Source organism: Brevibacterium pityocampae (assembly GCF_039541555.1).
GTDB lineage: Bacteria > Actinomycetota > Actinomycetes > Actinomycetales > Brevibacteriaceae > Brevibacterium > Brevibacterium pityocampae.
In genome coordinates this window covers 584,363-605,551 of record NZ_BAABGL010000002.1, presented here as the reverse complement: position 1 = coordinate 605,551, position 21,189 = coordinate 584,363, and the positions used below count along the sequence as shown (strand labels likewise).

At 72.5% G+C, this 21,189-nt stretch carries 19 protein-coding genes, 1 tRNA gene and 1 riboswitch; of the genes, 5 read left to right on the top strand and 15 right to left on the bottom strand.

What is annotated here, in order from left to right; genetic code table 11:
* Position 1 precedes the first annotated feature (1 nt).
* Both ABD883_RS03110 and mscL read left to right on the top strand, forming a co-directional pair.
* Positions 2-694, top strand: coding sequence for an SAF domain-containing protein (locus ABD883_RS03110; RefSeq protein ID WP_247423290.1), 693 nt, complete (start codon positions 2-4; stop codon positions 692-694).
* 267 nt (positions 695-961) lie between these two features.
* On the top strand, positions 962-1,426 hold the full coding sequence (gene mscL / locus ABD883_RS03105) for a large conductance mechanosensitive channel protein MscL (RefSeq protein WP_295687956.1): 465 nt from the start codon (positions 962-964) through the stop codon (positions 1,424-1,426).
* A 165-nt stretch (positions 1,427-1,591) separates the two neighbouring features.
* Here mscL and ABD883_RS03100 read toward each other — a convergent pair whose 3' ends face one another.
* Positions 1,592-1,834, bottom strand: coding sequence for a hypothetical protein (locus ABD883_RS03100; RefSeq protein WP_345029728.1), 243 nt, complete (start codon positions 1,832-1,834; stop codon positions 1,592-1,594).
* An 8-nt stretch (positions 1,835-1,842) separates the two neighbouring features.
* Positions 1,843-6,819 carry a DUF4011 domain-containing protein gene (locus ABD883_RS03095; protein WP_345029726.1) on the bottom strand — a complete coding sequence of 1,659 codons (4,977 nt, stop codon included), beginning with the start codon at positions 6,817-6,819 and terminating at the stop codon, positions 1,843-1,845.
* A gap of 153 nt (positions 6,820-6,972) precedes the next feature.
* Here ABD883_RS03095 and ABD883_RS03090 point away from each other — a divergent pair.
* Positions 6,973-7,045 (top strand) — tRNA-Arg (locus ABD883_RS03090).
* Positions 7,046-7,130: 85 nt separating this feature from the next.
* Here the strand turns inward: ABD883_RS03090 and ABD883_RS03085 are convergent.
* From ABD883_RS03085 to ABD883_RS03070, 4 genes are all read right to left on the bottom strand, one after another.
* Complete coding sequence (locus ABD883_RS03085) at positions 7,131-7,913, bottom strand: EcsC family protein (protein ID WP_345029723.1); 783 nt, start codon at positions 7,911-7,913, stop codon at positions 7,131-7,133.
* 120 nt (positions 7,914-8,033) lie between these two features.
* The gene (locus tag ABD883_RS03080; protein WP_345029720.1) at positions 8,034-9,641 is read right to left on the bottom strand and encodes a hypothetical protein; all 1,608 of its coding nucleotides are present in this window, start codon (positions 9,639-9,641) and stop codon (positions 8,034-8,036) included.
* Positions 9,638-10,228, bottom strand: a complete 591-nt coding sequence (locus tag ABD883_RS03075) for an ABC transporter ATP-binding protein (protein WP_345029717.1) — start codon at positions 10,226-10,228, stop codon at positions 9,638-9,640. The genes ABD883_RS03080 and ABD883_RS03075 overlap by 4 nt, the downstream gene beginning before the upstream one ends.
* Before the next feature lie 107 nt (positions 10,229-10,335).
* Positions 10,336-11,337: a universal stress protein gene (locus ABD883_RS03070; RefSeq protein WP_345029714.1), complete on the bottom strand. Its 1,002-nt coding sequence runs from the start codon at positions 11,335-11,337 to the stop codon at positions 10,336-10,338.
* Positions 11,338-11,702: 365 nt separating this feature from the next.
* Here ABD883_RS03070 and ABD883_RS03065 point away from each other — a divergent pair, with 365 nt between their 5' ends.
* Positions 11,703-11,975: a GlsB/YeaQ/YmgE family stress response membrane protein gene (locus ABD883_RS03065; protein WP_265808374.1), complete on the top strand. Its 273-nt coding sequence runs from the start codon at positions 11,703-11,705 to the stop codon at positions 11,973-11,975.
* A 219-nt stretch (positions 11,976-12,194) separates the two neighbouring features.
* Here the strand turns inward: ABD883_RS03065 and ABD883_RS03060 are convergent, their stop codons facing one another.
* From ABD883_RS03060 to pdxH, 5 genes are all read right to left on the bottom strand, one after another.
* Positions 12,195-12,698: an HNH endonuclease gene (locus ABD883_RS03060; RefSeq protein ID WP_137318929.1), complete on the bottom strand. Its 504-nt coding sequence runs from the start codon at positions 12,696-12,698 to the stop codon at positions 12,195-12,197.
* 459 nt (positions 12,699-13,157) lie between these two features.
* A complete protein-coding gene (locus ABD883_RS03055; RefSeq protein ID WP_345029710.1) occupies positions 13,158-14,048 on the bottom strand; it encodes a C40 family peptidase in 891 nt (296 codons plus the stop codon).
* Positions 14,049-14,050: 2 nt separating this feature from the next.
* Positions 14,051-14,193: riboswitch (cyclic di-AMP (ydaO/yuaA leader) on the bottom strand.
* 278 nt (positions 14,194-14,471) lie between these two features.
* Entirely contained in the window at positions 14,472-15,167 is a 696-nt protein-coding gene (locus ABD883_RS03050; RefSeq protein WP_345029707.1) for an iron-dependent transcriptional repressor DtxR, read from the bottom strand.
* A 109-nt stretch (positions 15,168-15,276) separates the two neighbouring features.
* Positions 15,277-16,749, bottom strand: a complete 1,473-nt coding sequence (locus ABD883_RS03045; RefSeq protein WP_345029704.1) for an aldehyde dehydrogenase family protein — start codon at positions 16,747-16,749, stop codon at positions 15,277-15,279.
* A 96-nt stretch (positions 16,750-16,845) separates the two neighbouring features.
* Positions 16,846-17,517: a pyridoxamine 5'-phosphate oxidase gene (pdxH, locus tag ABD883_RS03040; RefSeq protein WP_345029701.1), complete on the bottom strand. Its 672-nt coding sequence runs from the start codon at positions 17,515-17,517 to the stop codon at positions 16,846-16,848.
* Positions 17,518-17,614: 97 nt separating this feature from the next.
* Between pdxH and serC the strand changes: the two genes are divergently transcribed.
* Positions 17,615-18,748, top strand: a complete 1,134-nt coding sequence (gene serC, locus ABD883_RS03035) for a phosphoserine transaminase (RefSeq protein ID WP_345029699.1) — start codon at positions 17,615-17,617, stop codon at positions 18,746-18,748.
* A 183-nt stretch (positions 18,749-18,931) separates the two neighbouring features.
* On the opposite strand, the gene ABD883_RS03030 is transcribed toward serC, so the two are convergent.
* The 4 genes from ABD883_RS03030 to ABD883_RS03015 form a co-directional block, all read right to left on the bottom strand.
* Positions 18,932-19,429 (bottom strand): DUF456 domain-containing protein, encoded by a 498-nt coding sequence (locus ABD883_RS03030; RefSeq protein ID WP_345029697.1) that lies wholly within the window; start codon positions 19,427-19,429, stop codon positions 18,932-18,934.
* Positions 19,430-19,446: 17 nt separating this feature from the next.
* Entirely contained in the window at positions 19,447-20,418 is a 972-nt protein-coding gene (locus ABD883_RS03025) for a DUF3027 domain-containing protein (protein ID WP_345029694.1), read from the bottom strand.
* The gene (locus ABD883_RS03020) at positions 20,418-20,792 is read right to left on the bottom strand and encodes a cold-shock protein (protein ID WP_137318922.1); all 375 of its coding nucleotides are present in this window, start codon (positions 20,790-20,792) and stop codon (positions 20,418-20,420) included. Before ABD883_RS03020 ends, ABD883_RS03025 begins: the two co-directional genes overlap by 1 nt.
* 99 nt (positions 20,793-20,891) lie before the next feature.
* On the bottom strand, positions 20,892-21,125 hold the full coding sequence (locus tag ABD883_RS03015) for a hypothetical protein (protein ID WP_345029691.1): 234 nt from the start codon (positions 21,123-21,125) through the stop codon (positions 20,892-20,894).
* Positions 21,126-21,189: the final 64 nt, after the last annotated feature.

The following is a 21,189-nucleotide window of genomic DNA, read 5'->3' as shown; positions in this document are numbered from 1 at the left end:
CATGGTCTCCTTCCGACTCCCTCTCCCCCTGCAGCGGTTCGCCGCGCTGTCCGTCAAGGATCGCCGCCGCACCCGTCGCCTCCTCGCCTCACTCGCGCTCGCCCTCGCGACCACGCTCGTCGTCTGGGCGCTGACACCGCGTCCCGCGGGCACCCCGGTGGTCGTCGCCGCCGGTGACATCGCCCCGGGCTCGACGATCGGTGCCGGCGACCTCGGGACCCGCACCTATCCCGCCGCGCTCGTCCCCGCCGACGCCATCGAATCCGTCGCCGAGGCGATCGGCAGCACCTCCGCGGCGCATCTGAGCCCCGGCCTGCCGGTCACGCGGTCCGGGCTGCTCGCCCCGCGCGCCGAACCGCTGGCAGAGGGGCAGCTCCTCATGCCGGTGACGGTGACCGACGAGGCCGCGGCGGCCACCCTGCGGCCGGGGCACCGGGTCCGGGTGTTCGCTCCGGGAGCGGGCACCTCGGCCGCAGGCGGCGCCGATGGAGAGGTCGAGGGGGTGCCGGGTGCCGCAGGGGCGGACGGGACCGGCGCGGTGATCGACGAGGCGGTGGTCGCTTCGATCTCCCAACGGGCGGGGACCGCGGTGTCCGGGTCGACGACGGTGATCACACTCATCGTGTCCGGACCCCAGGCCAGCGCGCTCGCCGCGGTGTCCGGCACGGCGCTGAGCTTCGCCCTGCTCAATTGAGAGGGAGCGAGAGGACATCGGCAGGCGTCCGATGCTGCTGCGGTCGCGGTCGATCCCGGCCGCTCACCGGCACATCGGCCACCTCACCAGCGGCTCCGTGTGCTCAAGCTGTCAGTCTCTCGAGAACCGGCCCGGTAATGTGACGAGTATCAAATTCTGAGATGCTTGAAATGTCTACTGGATCGTCTTTTCGCCGCTATCATGTTCTGGGCGCTCATGCGCACACGGGAGCAGTGTGCTCCTGACCCATCTGTGAAAGGACACACTATGCTCAAGGGCTTCCGGGATTTCATCCTCCGCGGCAATGTCATCGAGCTGGCGACCGCCGTCATCATCGGCGGAGCGTTCACCGCGATCGTGAACGCCATCTCCGACAACATCATCAACCCGCTCATCGCGGCCGTCGGCTCGCCGGACGTGGGCGGTCTCGGCTTCCGCATCCGTCCCGACGTCGAGGCGACCTTCCTCGACTTCGGTGCCGTGATCACCGCGGCGATCAACTTCCTCATCGTCGCCGCTGTCGTCTACTTCGTCATCATCATGCCGATGAACAAGCTCAACGAGCTCCGCAAGCGCGGTGCTGCTGAAGAGGACGTGCCCCCCACCCAGGAGGAGCTGCTCGCCGAGATCCGCGACCTGCTCGCCAAGGGTGCCCAGGACGTCGTCCCCGACCAGCGCCTCGAGGGCGGCCCGGCCACCGGCATCGACCCGAACTACCCCCCGCGCCACTGAGTCGAAGAGGCAGACCTCCACGCAGAGGCGCCTCGGACCCGACGCGATCACAGCGCCCCCGGACAGGAGTCCGGGGGCGCTGTCGTGTCGATGGCACCTCAATGCCGTGCGCCGCGCCCGGGCCGGTGAACGGGGTGCAGTGGTGCACCAGGACGGTCAACCCGCTCAGCGCGGCTTGGTCTGCCAGTGGGGCGGGCGCTCGGCGAGCAGCCGGGCCTCCTCCGCGCTGACCGCTCCGGGCCCGCCGGGCTCGCGATCGAGGCCGTCGCCGGCCGATGACTCGTTGCGCAGCGTACGCCGGTAGGCCTCGACTGCCGCGCGGGTCCGCGCGTCGCGGGCGCGCCGCTGCGCGGAAGCACGGTCGTCGGCAGCGCTCGGCTCGACGCCGTTCTGCTCCTCGGGCGGCATGGGACGCCTCAGCTCCGCGCGTCCCCGCGATCGGAGGCGGATTCCCCGGCGTCGCGGGCATCACCGTCCTGCGCGACGCGCTTCCCGGGATGCTTGCCGGCACCGCCGCCATCCGCGACGTTCTCGGATCCAGCACCGGTGCTCTTCCCTGCGGCTCCCGCCTCGGGCGCATGCTCCTCCTCCGAGCGTCGGCCCTGCTCGGACTCGCGGAGTCCGGCGTCGAGGAGGTCCTGCTCGCGGAGCTTGCCGGTGTTGTACAGCGGCATGACCTCGCTCTGGCCCACGGAGCCGCCCGCGGCGGGGAGGAACACCTCGTCCTCGGTGCGACCGGCCTGCTCGGCCGGCGGCGCGGCGGACCGCTTGGCCTGCGCATAGCGGTCGCGGTAGCGGGCGACGGCGGCGTCGAGCCCGGACTCCACACGCCGGGAGCGGCCCTTGAGCGCGAGTGCGGCGCGCAGCTGCACCTTGAGCTCGTCGTCGCCGCGGGACACACGGTCGGACTGGATCCAGTCGACCATCGCGTCGAGGTCCTCGGCGGAGTACGTGTGGAGCGGGAGCCCCGGGGTGAGCTTGGGGCGGTTGCCCTGCCGGCCCACGACCACCGCTGCGGCGCGGGCGGCATCGAGCACGGCCTGCGGGGAACGATCCTCGACGGTCTCCTTCCACATCTCGAAGATCCGATCCGCCTCCGCCTGCGGGTCGACGAACGCATCCGTCGACCACACCCGCAGATAGCGCCAACCGCGTCGGGCGAGAGCCTCCGCGCGGAGCCGCTCGCGCTCACGGATGCTCTCCGTCGCGGCGTAGTCCGCACCGTCGGTCTCCACCGCGAGAGCCATCCCCTGGGTGGGGTCGGCGGATACGGAGACGGCGAGGTCGATGTCCTCGTACCCCTCGTCGGAGTACACCCCGCTGCGCAGCAGGCGCTCGGCGATGTCGGAGATCAGCGGGTCGCGCTCCGCGTCACCGGCGGCGGGCATGGTGCGGCCGCCGGCGGCGGCGTCCGCGAGCAGCCCGGGCAGCACACGGGCGCCGTGGCGGAGGCGGGCGAGCTCGAAGTCGTCGGCCTCGAAGCACGACACGACGGTGAGCTTGCGCCGGGCGCGGGTCACCGCTGCGGCGAGCAGCCTCTCCCCGCCGGGCTTCGACAGCGCCCCGAAGTTGTAGACGACGCGACCCTGCCGGGTGCGGCCGTAGCCGAGTGAGAAGATCACGGCATCCCGGGCCATCCCCTGGATCCGTTCGCAGTCGGTGACGACGAACGGCTCCTTCGTCGGGTCGGTGAAGAACGACGCGACGTAGGGGTAGGTGCGGATCGCCTGCTGGATCGCCGCGGCGACGCGCTGCGCGTGCCACGGGGTGAGGGTGACAACGGCGAGCGACTGCCGCGAGCGGGTGCGCGCGTGCTTGAGCACGAGGTCGACGACGCGGTCGACCTCGACATCGAGGCTCTCGACCTGACCGGTGGCGGTGTCGGGACTGCCGAGCGCGTCGGGCACGAATGAGAACTCGACGCCGGAGCCCTCGTTCGTCAGGGCGGTCGGCAGGCTCGAGATCGTCGAGTCGTAGAACCGGCGGTTGACGAGGTCGACGAGGCCGGCCGGCGAGTGCCGGTAGCTCGTGTGGAGGCGGTGGGACGGGAGGAACTCCGCGAGCGCGCCGAACACGCTCGGGCCGCTCGCGTTGTCGCGCTGGCCGCGGCGGTCGACGGCGACGCTGAACTCGCGCGGGCCGAGCAGCCGGTCGTCGCCGAGTGCGATGACCTGCTTGGAGCGGGCGATCGCCGGGAGCACCTCGGTCACGGACATCCGCCCGGCGTCGGCGATGATCACGGTGTCGAACAGCGGCACGTCGGCGAAGTACTCCGGCACCTGGAAAGGGCTCATCATCCACACCGGGGCGAGCGCGGTGAGCACGCGCGGTGCCTGCTCGCTCAGCGCCTCGACGTGGAGGTGGCGGGAGCGCAGGGCGTCGCGCACGGCCTGCGCCTCGTCCTGGTGCTCCTCGATCGCGCGCTTCCAGCCCTGGCCGTGGCTGTAGCGCAGCCGGGCGGCGCCCGCGGCGACGTACTGCTTGTCGCAGATCCGGTAGTCGGCGACGACGCGATGGAGCTCGGTCCCGTCGTGGCCGCCCACCTGGGGATCGGCGGCGGCGAGCTGCTTGAGCACGGTCGCCCAGTAGGCGAGGTCGAACTCCTGGCCCACGAGCTCGTGCGGCACGCGGCGTTCGCGCAGGTCGCTGAGGAGATCGCCGAGGCCGCGGCCGCGGAGCTCGGTGTCGATCCGGGTGCGGGCAGGCAGGTCCGCGAGGCTGTCGCGGTCCTCGCCGAGCGCCTGCAGCCGGGCCTGCGCCTCCTCGACGAGCATGGACCCGAGGTCCCCGCCGTCGGGGGTGTCGCTGAGCACCGGTTCGAGCTTGCGGAAGTCGGCGACGATCTCCTGGTGGAGCTCGTCGGCCTCGAGCAGGCCGCGCGGGATCTGCGGGCGGATGTCACGCCCGGCGATGTCGCGCAGCTCGGCGCGCTGCTGGGCGGCGGCGAGCAGTGCTGCGTGCATGTCGTCGACCGTCGCGCCGGGGCGCAGGAACTCGCGTGCGGCCTTCTTGTACCGGTTGCGCTCGAACATGCCCATCTCGATCTGGTGCTCGCGGCGATATTCGGCGCTGCCGGTCGCGGCGATGAGATCGGACAGGTTGTGGTCGTAGACGTCGGGCGAGAACCGGTCGAGCGTCCTGCGCACGCCGAGCAGGACGGCGAGGCAGCGGCCCCAGGCGTCGACGGTGCGGGCGGGGTTGAGGCCGGCTTGGCGGAGCAGCGGCTCGACGAGCTCCACGAGGGCCGGGATCTTCTTCCCGGCGCGCTCGGCGACGCGGCGGGCCGCCTCGGCGTCCTCATCGCTGGCGAACCGGGCGCCGAACCACACGGTGTCCTCGACGTCGAGGGTGAAGGCGCCGAGCTCGGAGAACTCGATGAGGCGGGCGCGGAGGTCCTCCCGCTCGGCCTCGCTCGCCTCGACGACGGACGAGTCGAAGCGCACCGCGGTCGACGGACCGGGTTGCTCGGCGGTGAGCTGCGCGAGGCGCCGCATGGTCGACAGCACGGACACGCCCCAGGGTTCGCGCACCCGGTGGAGCGACTCGGAGTGCTCGCTGAGGATCGCCCGCTGGTCGTTGAGCTTGGCGAGCAGACCGCCGAGGTCGGGGCGGGGTGCGCGTTCGGCGTCGGCGATGAGCGAGATCAGGCGGGTGTGGACCTCGGTCAGGGTCATCCGACCGTCGACGGCGAAGCCGCCGAGCCCGGCGCGCTCGAGGCGGGAGGCGAAATCGCCGAGCGCATCGGAGTTCTGCGCGAGGTAGAGGACGCTGCGGCCGGTGTGGGCGAGCGTGGTGGCGATCGCGACGGCGACCTGGGTGGCGCCGGTGCCGGGCGGGGTGTCGACGACCACGGATTCGCCCATCACGGCGGCATCAACGACGGCCTGCTGGTCGCCGTCGACGTCGATCGCGAGGAATTCCTCCTGCGGCTTCCGGTCCGGCAGCGGCCGGGGCAGCTCGCGCGGCTTCGGCGTCGGTGCGGACACGGCGCCCGGGTCCGCGGCGCTCGCCTCGTCCAATCCGGTGTCGTCCCGGTCGGAGCCCGAGGAGTCGTCGCGGGACGCCGAGCGCGGGGTGCGGCGCTCGGCTGCGTGCTTCCGTGCGGCCCGCTTCTGCTCCCGGCGCCCGACCGGCACGGCGGTGCTGCCGGTGGGGGCGTCGTCAACAGTGGAATCCTCGTCGGACTCGGCGTCGGCGGTCGAGGCGTCGGCCGCATCGGAGTCGCCGGTGGCGGATCCCGCGTGGGTCGGCCCGTCGGAGTCGTCGGCCTCAGGGCCCTCGGTGCTGTCGGGCCGGTCAGGGCCGTCGGTGCTGTCGGAGCCGATGGGATCGGCCTTCGCGTCATCGGCCGGCGCGGCTTCGGGATCGTCGGAGGCACCCTCACGCGGGGCGCCCTCCCCCGGGGTCTCCACCGCCGGCTTCTCAGCACCGGACGGGGCGCCGTCGGCAGCGGGTGCGGATGCGGCGGCCGGAGCAGCGGGGGCTTCCCCGGGGATGTCGGCGTCGAGGATCGGCTCGGTCGGCTGCCCCTCGTCGAGAGACACCTCGGCCGAGGATTCGCGCGCCGCCTTCCCGCCGGCCGGCGGCTTCCCGGCGGAGGGCGCCTCGGGAGCGGAATGCGACTGGACGCTGCGTTCGGGTGCCCGGGCAGCGGAACCGCCGAAGCTGCGGCGGGCGGCATCGTCACCGGCGAGCGCACGGAGCACCGGGTGGCCGCCGGGCAGCTCCTCCCCGCTGAAGGGGGTCGTGATGTTGGCGAAGGTCGACACGACGAGACGCTGGTTGACGAGCAGGCCGGGGATCCCCTTGGCGAGCGCGCGGAGGCGCTCGAACACCGGGGCGGCGTCGAAGCCGTGGCTGTTGCCGGTCGCCTCGACCCATTCGTCGACGTCGATCGTCACCCGGTGGTGGCGCTCGAGGTAGGACACGAGGGCAGGATTGATCGTGATCTCGTCGTCGAGCACGATCTCGAAGTCCTCGACCCGGCTGCCGCGGGGCACGAGCCGCACGTGGCGGAGCATGACGGGGGCGATGTAGTCGGTGCGGCCGCCGGACTCGTCGCGGCTCCAGGTGGCGAAGCCGATCGCGAGGTGCGCGGTGTTGATCCCGCGCTCACTGGCGAGCTGCTCGGCCTTCTGCCGGATCGAGCGGGCGCGACGACGGGCGTCGGACAGCAGCTCCTGGTCGCGGATCAGGCTCGACAGGCGCGTGGGCCGGCCGGCGAGCAGCTGGGCGAGCCCGGAGGGATGCGCACCGGTGAGCTCGATCGAACCGTCGCGGGAATCGCGGTACTGGAGCATGGTGTCCCGGCCGCCGATCCGGGCAGCCTGTTCCTTCCACGCCGCGAACGTTCCGCCGACGGAGGCCTGAGTAGTGGAATCGGAATATGACACAGCTCGAGACTATCGGGATCGGGCCGCGATCACCGCCCGGCGCACCGTCAGCGGCGAAATTTCGGCGCCGATCGGACTGCTAGACTGTCCGTGCGCCGCGACCGGTGCGCCCCCACGATTCCGACAGGGCGCGCTGACCTGCCCGCGGCGCGTGCCCCCGTAGCTCAGGGGATAGAGCACCGCTCTCCTAAAGCGGGTGTCGTTGGTTCGAATCCAATCGGGGGCGCACTTCTCACCAGGGGAAGCACTCCGGTGACCCGGCCAGGCGCTGCCGCCGCCGCGCACCCCGGCCTCCCCGTGGACGCGCGCGCTCACACCTGCGGGAACATCACGAGCGCGCTCCGTGCGATCTTCTTCAGCTGACCGCGGTCGCTCGCCGCTCCGATGACGCCGCCGAGGCCGGGGATCGCCTTGCCGAACAGCCGCACCGAGCGCAGTCCGAACCGGCGCAGGATCCGGCCGCCGATCGCGTTGGCGACCGCGGAGATCTGCGGCTGGGGCCGGCGCTTGGCGACCTGGCGGCTGGCGAAGCCGGCCACCGGCCCGAGCCCGATGTTGCGCAGCACGTCGCCGGACTCCTCGCCGACGAGCGCGGCGAGCACCCGGGTGCGCACCTCGTCGTCGCGGAGGTCGTAACCGCGCACGGAGGCGATCGCGGCGACCATGCGGGTGGCCTGGACGTAGAACTCGAAGACGTTCGTCGGCAGCAGCACCGGCAGCGTGATCGCACCGCCCAGGCCGGTGAGGAACCCGCCGGCGGTGATGCTGCGGCGGTGACTGCGGATGATGCGCCGGATCGCGAGCTCCGGGTCGCGCCTGCCGCGGCCGCGCTGGGCCTTCCGGGCGACCTTCTCCGCCGAGTCGAAGGTGAGCTTCCCGTCGATGCCGATGTCGCGGAACGACTCGACCATGTGCTGGAGCGCGCCGCCCTCCTCGGCGGCCGGGTCCGCCCCGGCCTCACCGGAGCGCGGCGGCTTCTGCGCCTCCTCCACGGCCTGGCGGGTGGTCTTTTCGTCCGCGCGGTCGCGGCGCAGAAGGCTGAGGATCCCCATGGCGACTCCGGTCTCGTGATGGTGGGTGAACCTCTCCATCATGCCGTGATCCGCGTCTTCGCGCATCCCCCGGCCGGCAAGGCGCCTGGACGGAATGCGCCGACGGCCCGAGGAGCCCCTCCCGGTGCGCTCCACGGCTCGACCCGGCCTGCCCGGCTGCTCTCATTCCGCGGCGCGCGCGCCGAGCCGGAAGCGCAGCAGGACGAGGAGCGTCGCGAGGGTGCCGCCGAGCAGCGCGAGCGCGGGCCCTGCTCCGTCGGTGACGAGCTGTCCCACGATCACCGCACCGATCGCCCCGGTGAGGAGCACCGCGTCGAAGTGCCAGAGCACGACGAGGACCATGACGGGGTCGCCCACCGGGGTGGGCACCGAGGAGGTGAGCATCGACACGGGCATTGCGCCCTTGGCGCTGTCGTAGGCACGCGCCGCGACGGCGAGGACGCCGAGGAGCACCGCGGCGAGCACTCCGGTCCGTCCCGCGTCCGCCGGCGCCCCGGTCAGGAGCACGGTGAGCGCGGCACCGGCCCCGGCGAGGACCGGTGCCGCGCCGGCCGGCAGGAGCGCGTGGAGGCCGTAGAGCCAGGCCGTCGAATACCCGTAGAGCGCCGGCGCGCCGACCGCCTCCGCCGCATGCCGGAATCCGGCGCAGAGCACCCCGGAGGCCGTGAACAGCAGGGCGGCAGCCGGTGCGGCGAGCACCCACGCGGGCATCGGCGCAGTCGTCACCGCAGCCACGCTCAGTGCGCCCGCGGCGGCGATCCCGGCCGCTCCCACGAGGAGGGTCGCCGGTGTGCGGGCCGCCCCCACGAGGTCGCGCAGCAGGAAGCGGAGGGCGGTGGAGCGCGCCCGCACCGCCCGCCAGCCCCGCCCGGTGACGGGCACAGCGCGGTAGGCGGCGAGCGCGAAGGTGAGGTCGCCGGTCCCCGCCGCGGCCCCGGCCGCCTGCCTGCGCGCGGCCTGCGCGGCGAGCGCCTCGGCCCCGACCTGATCGAGAAGACGCGGGACGCACAGCGCGAGCGCCCCGGCGAGCACACAGAGGAGCACCACCGGCAGCCAGGCGAGCACTCCCCCGGTGTGCCCCGCGAGCGGGCCGGCGGCCGGCCAGGTGAGCCCGAACCAGCCCCAGGGCGCCACCCACTGCAGCGGCGGCACCGCGAACGAGGCGGTCACGAGCACCGCGACCCCCAGCGCACCGCACGCCGCCCCCGTCCCCGAGCCGAACCCCGGGATCCGCGCCTGCCCGGCGAGCCAGACCACCGAGCAGATGAGCCCGAGTCCGGCGGCGGCGATGACGAGCCGGACGACAGCGAGCACGGGCACCCCGGCTGCGACGCCCAGCACCCCGCCGACGCCCCCGGCGACGATCAGGAGCACCCCGATCACGGCGAGCGCGGAGGCCCAGAAGCCGCGTCGGAGCGCCGTGCGCCGGGGCACATCGGTGCGGGCGAGCAGGAGGACGGCGAACGGGGCGAGCGCCACCGGCCCGCGCACCTGCCCGAACAGCGCGAACGCGACGAGCAGTGCGGCGGCCGCAGCTCCGGCCCAGCCGGGTGCGGCTGCGGCCACGAGGGCGGTGGACACCTCGGCGGAGGCGAGGAGGAGCACCGCGCCGCGGGCGAGCGGCACCCCGAGGACGAGCCCGAGGAGGACGGCGGCGTAGGCGATGACGGTGAGGTCGTCCCGGGAGGGTGCTGCGCTGCGCTGCCGGTGGAGCCGGCGCAGGAGCGCGAGGCGGGAGGCGGGGGTGCTCACCGAGACCGCAGTGCTCACGCGGCGGGCTCGGCGAGGGCGACGACGGCATCGGCGACGGCCTCGACGAGCACCGGCGAGTGGCTCACGAGCACTAACGTCGTTCCCGCGTCCCGGCGGCGGCGGAGCGCGGCGGCGACGAGACCGCGGCGGTGCTCGTCGAGGCGCTGCTCGGGCTCGTCGACGAGCAGCACCGCGCACGGCCTCACGAGGGTGAGGACGAGGGCGAACAGCTGCCGCTGCCCCGAGGACAGCTCGTGGGGGAAGCGGGCGGCGAGGTGGGCGATCGCGAGCTCGGCGAACACCGCATCGGCCCGCGCCGCGGCCTCGGGCAATGCGATGCCCCAGGAGGCGGCCACGAGGACGGCGTGCTCGCGCAGCGTGAGGTCGCGGGCGAGCGGCGGCAGCCCGAGGTGGGCGGCGACGAGTCTGCGGAACTCCGGGCTGCGGTCGTCGGCGGGGCGCCCGGCGATCGCCACGGTGCCCGAGGTCGGCCGGGCGCGGCCGGCGAGCGCTCGCAGCAGCGTCGTCTTGCCGGCCCCGTTGGGCCCGGTGACCGCCAGCGCGCGCCCGGCCGCGAGCGCGAAGGACGTCGGCGCGAGGAGCACCTGGCCGTCGAGGGAGACTCCGAGGTCACGGGCCTCGATGCAGGCGTGCGGGCCGCCGGGCTCGGGACCGCCGGGAACGGGTGCGCCCGGGGCCGGGATGCCGCGGCTCAGCGCGGCACCCTCACCACCATGGTCGGGCAGGCGGCATAGGGCAGCACCGACTGCGAGGTCGAGCCCAGCAGCAGGCCGGCGAACCCGCCGCGGCCGCGCGAGCCGATGATGAGGACGTCGGCGGTGTCCGAGGCGCGCACGAGCACCTCAGCCGGCTGGCCGTCGAACAGCGTCCAGTCGACCTCGAGCCCGGGGTGCTCGGCGGCGACGGCGGCGCGCGCGGACTCGAGCTTGTCCGCACCCTCGTCGAGGAACCGCTTCATGTCCCCGGTGCTCGGCAGCCATTCGGGGCCGACGACGGTGGTGGTGAGCACCCCGAGGATGTGCAGCGGCGTGCCGCGGTGCAGCGCGTGCTCGGCGGCCTTCCACAGCGCCGGCGACTCCTTGGCGAGCGAGTCGACGCCGACCACGACGGAGCCGGAGAAGTCGAGGCCCGGCACCGCCTCGGCGGTCTCGTCGTAGCCGAGGAGCTCGCCGCGGCTCGAGCGGACCGGTCGGGAGGAGCTGTGCTTGGGCGCGGTCTCCCGGCCCGGGGTCCACCCCACGGGGACGACGATCGTCGGGCAGTGGGAGTGGGCGGGCAGGGCGCTGGAGACGGTGCCGAGCAGGCGGCCGGCGAAGCCGCCGCGCCCGCGGGAGCCGACGACTGCGAGCGAGGCCTGGCGGGACTCCTCGACGAGGACGCCGGCGGCATCGCCGATCTCGATGACGGCCTCGACGGGGACTCCGGCGGCCTTGACCTCGGCGGCGGCCTCCTTGAGGGAGTCGGTCACTGCCGCGCGGATCGAGGTGTCGTCGATCGGGACGTAGGAGACGTCGATCGTCGCGGCGGCGACGCTCGGGATCGTGTAGGCGCCGACGAGCCGGATCGACCGTCCGAGGGCCCGGGCCTCCTCGATCGCGAAGCGCAGGGCGTTGCGGCTCGCCTTCGAGCCGTCCACGCCGACGAGCACGGCTTGGGGGTCGGCGACTTCAGGGGAGGAGAGTTCCTCGGTCACGGCAGCTCCTTCGTTGCGGTCTCGCGTGCGCCCGGTGGGTGCGCCGCACCGGTTCGGGCGCGGTGTTCTCGCTCACACCGGTGTGCCCACGATACCCGGATGCGGCGGTCGTGCGAACCGCTGGTCATGCGCGTGGTTCCGCGGATCTCACGACTCGAACGGCGTTCGCCGCTCACCCCGGAACACCGGATCCCGCCGCTTGTCGCGCCGCGCCGGGCCGGACGATCATTGAGGCTCACAAGTATCCTTGATATATTTAACCGGTAATCGTCAGGAACTACTCCTGCTCGGTGCGGTAGGTCCGCATCACAGAATCCCGGCAGTCGCAGACGGCTGTCCGGACATCCAGAGATAAGGATCAACTCATGGGTATTCTCGCATTCCTCATCCTCGGCCTCATCGCCGGCGCCATCGCCAAGGCGATCCTCCCGGGTCGTCAGGGCGGCGGCTGGCTCGGCGCCCTCGTGTGCGGCGTCATCGGCGCCCTGCTCGGCGGCTGGATCGGCTCGGCTCTCTTCGGTGAGGGCGTCGACAAGTTCTTCTCGCTGAGCTCCTGGCTGCTCGCCATCGGCGGCGCACTCATCGTGCTCGTCGTCTGGGGCTTCATCTCCGGTCGCGGCTCCCGCGCCAACCGCTGATCACCTCAGCACACCGCTGAAGGGCGGTGCGATCCCTCCGGGAATCGCACCGCCCTTTCGCATGTCCGGGAATACCGGACGGTCGAGCAACCTCTCCTCCCCCTCCCCTCTCGAAGCACCGGGCACGGGAGTGTGGGGGTTTCGACGATGAGTATGAGCTTCAACGCCACCACTCTCGACCGGAAGCCCCACACTCGCCCGGTGGCGCCACGAGCCAGCTCAGGCGGCGGAGCCGTATTCGAGGAACGGCCGCCACGACTCTGCGGGGTTGTCGAGGTCGCGCAGCCACCAGCGGCCGACCCGCGGCACGTCGGGGACGAAGCCGAGCACCCAGCCCATCTCCTCGGGCGTCCGGTTCCCCTTGATGTTGTTGCACCTCCGACAGCACGCCACGAGGTTGCGCCAGGTGTTGCCGCCGCCGCGCGAACGGGGCAGCACGTGGTCGACGGTCGTCGCATGGCCGGCGCAGTAGGCACAGGCGAACCCGTCCCGGCGCAGCACCCCGCGCCGCGACAGCGCCACCGAGCGACCGGACGGCGGCCGCACGTAGCGGCGGAGGATGATCACCGAGGGCTGCGGCATGGAGACGTGGACGCTGCGCACCGGTGCATCGTCGTCGGCCGCGAGCACGGAGGCCTTGCCGGCGAGCACGAGGACGACCGCCCGGCGGTAGGACACCACCGACATCGGCTCGTAGCCGGCGTTGAGGACCAGGGTCTTCATCCGCGCTCACCCGCCCGGGAAACAGCGAAGGCGCTGCGCGAATGCGCAACGCCTCCATGCTCCACAACCGTCGGTATCGAATCGACGATGACATCACCGAGCAGATTCCGGGTCCGGCTCCACGCCGCGCAGAGGCGCACGGCGGCACTCGGCCCGGTCCGATGGACCGGCACCCGGTCTCCCTGCGATGCGGCGCTCACGCGTCCTCCTGGCGGATGAAGTGCAACGGCTGGAACCAGAGTAGCGGAGGCCGGCGCCCGCGCAAGCGTCTGCGCGGTCGCAGCGCGCCGCCCCCACCATGATTTCCACGCCGGTTCACCCACCGTTCCGCGACTGCTCACGAGCAGCGCCGGGACGGAGCATGCGGAATGCTCGCAGACACGACGGAACCCGCCGCCGGGTGGACCATGACCCGGGCGGCGGGTTCCGTCAGTGCGTCGGGCCGTGCCCGACCGTGGATCAGAGAACGCGGATGTAGGTGACCGAGCCCATCCACGAGTGGCTGCGGTACGAGGTCCCCGAGCTCGGGGAGCCCGCGTCGTACATCATGCCGTTGCCGGCGTAGATGCCGATGTGGCCGGGACTGAATACGAGATCGCCGGGCTTCGCCTCAGAAGCCGAGACGACAGTCCCGGCAGCCTTCTGCGCGCCGGAGGTGCGGGGCAGGTTCACGCCGACCTTGTCGTAGACGAACGCTATGTAACCGGAGCAGTCCCAGCCGCTGGGGGTGGTGCCGCCGTAGACGTAGGGCACGCCGACGTACTGCTTGGCGATCGCGATGACCTGCTCGGCCTTCGAGCCGTCCGGCACGGAGACGCTGTCGCTCTTCTTCTCGTCCTTCTTCGAGTCCGAGGAGCGCTCCGTGCTGCGCGAGGTCGAGGAGCCGCGGTCCGAGGAGTCCGAGGAGCGCTCGGTGCTACGCGAGGTCGAGGAACCGCGGTCCGAGGAGTCCGAGGGCTCGGTCGAGTCGGAGCTCTGTGCGGGGGCCGGCTCCGGCTCCGGCTCCGGAGCGGCGGTGGAGGTGGTGGTGGAGACGTTCGAGGTGCCGGGCAGTGCGGCGTCATCCTCGGTGTCCTCGGCGGCCTCCGGGATGACGGTGGCGGCCTGGTTGGAGAAGTCGGCCTCGACATTCGAGTCGGCGGCCTCGGCGGAGACGACCGCGTCGGACTTCTCATCGCCCTGGGTGGCGGCCGGGAGCACGGCGGTGGCCATGAGTCCACCGGCTGCTGCGACGACGGCCGCGCGGCGACCGACGACACCGGAGTTGGCGCTCAGCGCCTCGGTGAGCTCGGTCAGCGGGGTCTTGACGGGGGTGCTGGCCGCGCGGCGGCCATGCTTCTTCTGTGCCACTGGTGTGTCCTCCACGAAACCTACGAGGTGAGCTGTCGGGCTCGAGCTGGAGTTGCTCGGTCACTCATGAGTGAACTTGGCCCCGAGTCCCGGTGTCCGGGACGAGTGGTGGTTCCCCCGTTGCCGCTTCAGGTCCTGGTCTCCGCAGGCGGGAGCGGCACTCGGTTGCCCGCCTGGGGCCGGGTTCGGTGGAACCCGACCGCTCAACCGTAACCGATGCCGGACCGCAATGTCACATTTGGATCACAGGTTTCGTGACAAAAGTGTCGGGACGGGAACGAACGCCCAGGTCACATGGTCTTCGTGGTCGAAAAATCTCTGTAACGAAAGCCTGCGAGTCCGTGATCCAGGGGGCAGCCCGTAACCGGAATGTGACGCTCACGACGCCGCGGCACCCGCGTCACGGGCGCGGGAGCAGAGGGATCATTCGCCGTCGAGGGGGCGGACGAAGACGTTCGCGGCGGTCTCGAGCGGCAGGTCGAGCACGGTCGCGGCGTCCGGGGCGCGCAGCGTGATGTACTCCCCGGCGGGTTCCGCCGTCACGGTGACCCCGGGCAGGATCCCGGTCTCGCGCAGCTGGACGAGGAGGTGGGCGTCGACCTGGAGCGGCTCGGCGAGCCACTCGACCCGCACCTCGGCCCGGCCCTGGGCGGGGCAGGCCTCGGTCAGGGGGACGACAGGGGCGGCAGGCGCGGCCTCCGCGCCGATCGCGTCGAGACCGGGGATCGGGTTGCCGTAGGGGCTCGTGCCGTGCTCGGGGAGCATCCGCACGAGCCGGCGCTCGACCTGCTCGCTCATCACGTGCTCCCAGCGGCAGGCCTCGTCGTGGACGAGCTCCCAGTCGAGCCCGATGACATCGGCGAGCAGCCGTTCGGCGAGGCGGTGCTTGCGCATGACCGAGGTCGCGAGCTCCCGGCCGGTGGCGGTGAGCTCGAGGTGGCGGTCGGCGTCGACGACGAGCAGGCCGTCGCGCTCCATCCGGGCCACCGTCTGCGACACGGTGGGCCCTGAATGGTCCAGGCGCTCGGCGATCCGGGCGCGCAGCGGGACGATCCCCTGCTCCTCCAGCTCCACGATGGCCTTGAGGTACATCTCGGTGGTGTCGATGAGGTCGTTCACGGGCGGTTCCACTCCTCTGTGCTCACCGGGTCAGTCTAGCCCGGCACGGAGATGCGGCACAGCCGTCCGCCGGTGGGCGGACGGCCGTGCAACGGGCCGACAGCCGGCCTCAGCCGGCGTTGATGTAGGCGGTCTTGTGGACGGTGTAGAACTCCCGCGCCGCCCGCCCCTGCTCGCGCGGGCCGTAGCTCGAGCCCTTCCGGCCGCCGAACGAGGTGTGGTAGTCGACTCCTGCGGTGGGGGCGTTGACCATGACCATGCCGGCGTTGGAATGCCGCTTGAAGTGCGCGGCATGCTTGAGCGAGGTGGTGAAGATGCCCGAGGACAGCCCGAACGAGGTCCGGTTCGCCACGGCGAGGGCCTCGTCGTAGTCGGCGACCTCGATGACCGAGGCGACGGGGCCGAACACCTCCTCGCGATTGATCGTCATCTCCTCGGTGGTGCCGGTGACGAGGGCCGGGGCGAGGAAGTAGCCCTCCGTGCCGGTGTCGACGACCGCGCCGCCGTGCACGGTCCCGCCCTCGTCGGCGGCGATCTCGAGGTACTTGCGGTCCTGGTCGAACTGCGACCGGGACACGACCGGTCCCATCGTCGTGTTCGCATCCCGCGCGTCGCCGACGACGAATCCGTCGATCCGCTCCTTCACCCGGGCGACGAACTCGTCGTGGATGTCGGAGGTGACGATGAGGCGGCTCGAGGCGGTGCAGCGCTGGCCGGTGGAGAAGAAGGCCCCGTTGACGGCCGCCTCGACCGCGGCGTCGAGGTCCGCGTCGCCGAGCACGATGAGCGGGTTCTTCCCGCCCATCTCGCACTGCACCTTGGAGCCGGCGGCCGCGGCGTTCGCGATGACGCCGGCACCCACGCCGACCGAGCCGGTGAAGGTCACCGCGTCGACCTCGGACGAGCCGGAGATCGCGTCGCCGACGACCCGGCCGGGCCCCATGACGAGGTTGAGCACGCCGTCGGGGAGGCCGGCGTCGATGAGGATCCGCACGAGCTCGTGGGCGCTCGCCGGGACGAGCTCGGCGGGCTTGAACACGACGGTGTTGCCGTAGGCGAGCGACGGGGCGATCTTCCAGGCGGGGATCGCGATCGGGAAATTCCACGGGGTGACGACGCCGACGACGCCCGCCGGCTCATGGGTCATCTCGACGGTGAGGCCGGGGCGCACGGACTCGACGAGCTCGCCGGTGTTGCGCAGGGTCTCCCCGGCGAAGAACTTGAAGATCTGGGCAGCGCGCATGACCTCGGCGGTGGCCTCGGACACCTGCTTGCCCTCCTCGCGGGCGAGCAGCTCGCCGAGCTCCGCCGCGCGCTCCTTGATCGCGGTGCCGGCGGTGTCGAGGATGTCGAAGCGCTGCTGCACGTTCCCCAGCGACCAGGCCGGCAGGGCTGCGCGGGCGGCGGTGATCGCCTGCTCGACGGTCGCGGCGTCGGCGCGGGCGAAGCGGCCGAGCACGTCGGAGGTGTCGGAGGGGTTGACGTTCGCGCTGCGGTCCTCGCTGCCGACCCACCGGCCGCCGATCCAGTTGTCGAACTGTGCCTCGGGGCCGTAGGCGGGTGCGATGGTGGTGTCGGTCATCGTGGGATTCCTTCTCTGTGCGATGGGTGTGGTCGAGGTGGGGTGCGGACGAGGCGAGGCGCGCCCGTCGGCACGCTGCCCCGCCGCGGGGTGCGCTCAGGGGTCGAGGCGGGCGACGGTCCAGGCAGCGGCGTCGTCGAGCGCGGCCGGGCGGTCGGCGGACTCGTAGACGAATCGGTCGTGGAACCGGTTCGCCTGCCCCTGCCAGAACTCGATCCGGTGGGGGGCGACGGTGTAGCCGCCCCACTGCTCGGGGCGCGGCACCTCGGCGTCGGCGAACTCGGCCTCGACCCGGTCGAACGCGGCGTGCATCGCCGCCCGGGAGTCCACGGGCTGCGACTGGTGGGAGGCCCGCGCCCCCACCTGGGCGCCGCGCGGGCGGGCGGCGAAGTACTCGTCGGACACCGCCGCCGAGGTGCGTGTCGCGATCCCCTGCACCCGCACCTGCCGGTGCATGTCGTGCCAGGGCAGGACGAGGGCGACCCGCGCGTCGGCGGCGATCTGGAGGCCCTTGGCCGAGGTGTAGTTCGTGAAGAAGGTGAAGCCAGCGGGATCGACGCCCTTGAGGAGGACGATCCGGGCATCCGGACCGGAGTCGGAGGCGGTGGCCAGGAGCATCGCGTTGGGTTCGCGGATCTCGGCCTGCGCCTCGGCGTACCACTGGGAGAAGAAGGTGAATGGGTCGGTCCCGGCGGCGACCTCGCCGCGGGCACCGTACTCCACGCGCTGGTCGGACAGCCGGGACAGCGGCGAACGGTCATCGGTCATGGATCCACACTACTGCGCGGGGACGCGGGTGCCCAGGGTGTCCGCGCGGTGGGCCGAGGCGCTCGCGCGTACGGCGCCGCGGTAGGATCCCGGTGTGATGAACGCAGAGCAGACCGTGAAGATCCCGTCCGAACTCCTGCCCGCCGACGGCCGGTTCGGCTCCGGCCCGGCCCGCATCCGCCCCGCCCAGATGACCGCCCTGCAGGCGCTCGGCACCACGGTCATGGGGACCTCCCACCGGCAGCCGCCGGTGAAGAGCCTCGTCGCCCGGATCCGCACCGGGCTGACCGAGCTGTTCGACCTGCCCAGCGGCTACGAGGTGGTGCTCGGCAACGGCGGCTCGACGGTGTTCTGGGACGTCGCCGCGTTCTCGCTCGTGCGCTCGCGTGCCGCACACGCGACCTTCGGGGAGTTCGGCGCGAAGTTCGCCGAGGCCACCCGGACCGCACCCTTCCTCGAGGACTCGGTCATCACCGAGGCCGCCCCCGGCACCGGGGCCGTGCCCACCGCGGTCGAGGGCGCGGACGTCTACGCCTGGCCGCACAACGAGACCTCGACCGGAGTCGCGACGACGATCACGCGGCCGGCCGGCATCGCCGAGGACGCCCTCGTCGTCGTCGATGCGACGTCCGCCGCCGGCGGACTGGCCGTCGACATTCGCGAGACCGACGTCTACTACTTCGCCCCGCAGAAGAACATGGGATCCGACGGCGGCCTGTGGCTGGCGATCATGTCCCCGCGCGCGATCGCCCGCGCGCACGAGATCAAGGACTCCGGACGCTGGATCCCGGCCTCGCTCGACCTCGTCACCGCGATCGAGAACTCGGCGAAGAACCAGACGTACAACACCCCGGCAGTGGCCACGCTGTCGCTGCTCGCCGAGCAGATCGAGTGGATCAACGGCAACGGCGGGCTCGCCTGGGCCGCCGAGCGCACCGCGCGGGCCGCCGCGGCCGTGTACGCCTGGGCGGAGGAGAATCCGGCGACGACCCCGTTCGTCGCCGATCCCGCCGACCGCTCGAACGTCGTGTGCACGATCGACTTCGCCGAGGACATCGACGCCGCGGCGATCGCGAAGATCCTCCGGGCCAACGGCGTCGTCGACGTCGAGCCCTACCGCAAGCTCGGCCGCAACCAGCTGCGGATCGCGACCTTCGTGTCGGTCGAGCCCGAGGACGTCACCGCGCTCCTCGGCTGCATCGACTACGTGCTCTCCGCGCTGGGGAACTGACCCCGGGCACCTCGTCCGCACCGAGCCGCCTCGGGCGGTCGCTGCGAGTGCTTCTCACGGGAGCAGCTGGTTCTGCGCCGATCCGGGGCGCCCGCGCCTCGAATCGGTCGTCATCCGCAGGAACAGCTGCATCCGCGGCGGGACGGCCCGCGGCGGCACGGCCGTCTCAGCGGGACGGCCGCCTCAGACGAAGAAGTGGATGACGGTCGCGACGGCGAAGGCGCCGGCGGCCACGGCCGCGCAGCTGAACTCGACGGCGATCCCGATCCCGGCGGCCTTGATCGCCGTCCAGCTCGAGTCCCAGGCGGCGCGCGCGTCGCGGCGGCGCAGGTACTCGGCGAGGTAGAGGCCGGCGACGAAGCCGACGAGCAGCCCGACGACGGGGATGACGAAGAAGCCCACGATCGCGAGCAGCCCGCCGATGAGGAGCGAGGAGTTCGGCACCTGCTCGGCCTTGAGACGCCGGCCGGTGAGGATGAGCGAGGCGCTCATGCCGAGCGCGACGAGCACGGCGATGACCGCGAAGGCCGTCCACACCGGGGCCGAGCCTAGGACGAGCGCCCAGATCAGCGCGGCGATGCCGATGAGGATCGAGCCGGGGAGCACGGGGACGACGATCCCCACGCAGCCGACGAGGATCGCCGCCCCGGCGAGCACCGTGGTGACGATGTCGAGCGTCATCGTATCCATCGCGGCGCTCAGCCCGAGGCGCCGCTCGTCGACACCTCGGTAACGGGTGCATCGGCAGCCGGCGCCTCGGCCGCGGGTGCCTCCTCAGCGGCAGACGCCTCAGCAGCAGACGCCTCGCCGGCCGACACGTCGACGGTGTCGTGGAGGTCGTCGATGACGGGCTGCGCGGTCTCCGGGGCCTGCCGCTCGACGTCGGTCTCGGAGTGCGCACCGCAACCGGCGTCGAGCGCGACGACGCGCCCGTCGAACGGCGACCACTGGTTGGCGCACACCCCGAACTGGGTGCGCAGGCTGCCGGCCATCGGCAGCAGGTAGCCGCAGGTGACGCACTGGGCCGAGGCGCGCTTGGCGAACTCGCCGTCCGGTCCGGCCTCCGAGTCGTGCCAGCGCTCCGCGGCGTGGGAGATCCCCTGGGCGGAGAGCACGCGGCGGCGGCCGAGCCCGAGCTCGAAGATCGGCAGCTGGTCGACGGCGTCGTCCTCGTCCTCGGCGAGCGGCACCTGTTCGAAGCCGGCCTCGAGGTTGGGATCGTCGTCGACCTTGGGCAGGGTGTCGCGGGCGCTCAGGTCGCCCGGCTGCAGGCGGTCCTCCCACGGCAGCCAGCGGGGCGCGACGAGCGCGTCATCGCCGGGCAGCAGCGCGGTCTCGCACACGGTGATGGTCTTCGAGCGCGGGGCGCGGGCGAGCACGGCGACCCAGTGCCAGCCGCGGTAGGCCTTCGCGGTGCAGGCGAAGGAATGGGTGGCCAGCCGCTGCCCCTCCATCACCGCGCCCAGGTGGGCGCCGATGTGGTTCGGGTCGGCGACCTCGGCGATCGCGCGGCGGGCGGCGTCGACGGCCTCGAGGAGGAGCGCGTCCGGGCTCGGCCGGGCGGCGCGACGGGCGGTCGGGCGATCCGCGGCGGCGGCGTGGGCAGGAGCGGACCCGGCGGCGGGTGCCGGTTCCACGTCGTGCAGCCAGCGGGAGAAGAGTTCCGACATCAGCCCTCCAGGTCGTCGGCGATGGCACGCAGTACTTCTGCCACCTTATGCGAATGCCCGCTGTCGGGATAACGGCCCCTGCGCAGGCCGTTCGAGGTGTCGTCGAGGAGCCGGATGACGTCCTCGATCATCATCGCCGTCTTGTCCGGGTCGCGGCGGGCGCGCTTGGCGACCGGGGGCTCGATGAGCCGGGCCTTGAGCACCTGCTTGCCCTTGCGGCCGTCGATCATGTCGAAGTCGAGGCGGGTGCCCTGCTTGATCTCGGCGCCGTCGGGCAGCGCGGTCGAATGGAGGAACACCTGTTCCCCGTCGTCGGCGGTGACGAAGCCGAATCCCTTGTCGGCGTCGAACCATTTGACTCGTCCGGTCGGCATGATGTCCTTTCGCGGGAAGTGATGTGTGCAGTGGTGGTGCCCGGGGAGCGGCGCAGCGGCGGTGCCGGGCGGCGGGGCGCCGGGTGCGGGCAGCGCAGCTCAGGCCCGGCGGCGGCGTGCGATGGCGCGGGAAAACTCCACGAGCAGGAGGAGGAACGCCACGGGGATCGTGATCATTCCGATCCAGGTCAGGGCACCGGACGGCGTTCCGCCCGAGACCCCGACGATGACGACGAGGGCGAGCGCGACGAGTCCGACGAGGCTGAGCGCCACCGCGGTCACGACGATGATCGCATCGGCGCGGCCGGTCTCCGCGGTGGGTTCGACTGCCATGTGCCGTACCTCCTCCGTGCGGTCGTGGGTCTGGTCGTGGATCATGTCGTCGGTGCGGTCGAGG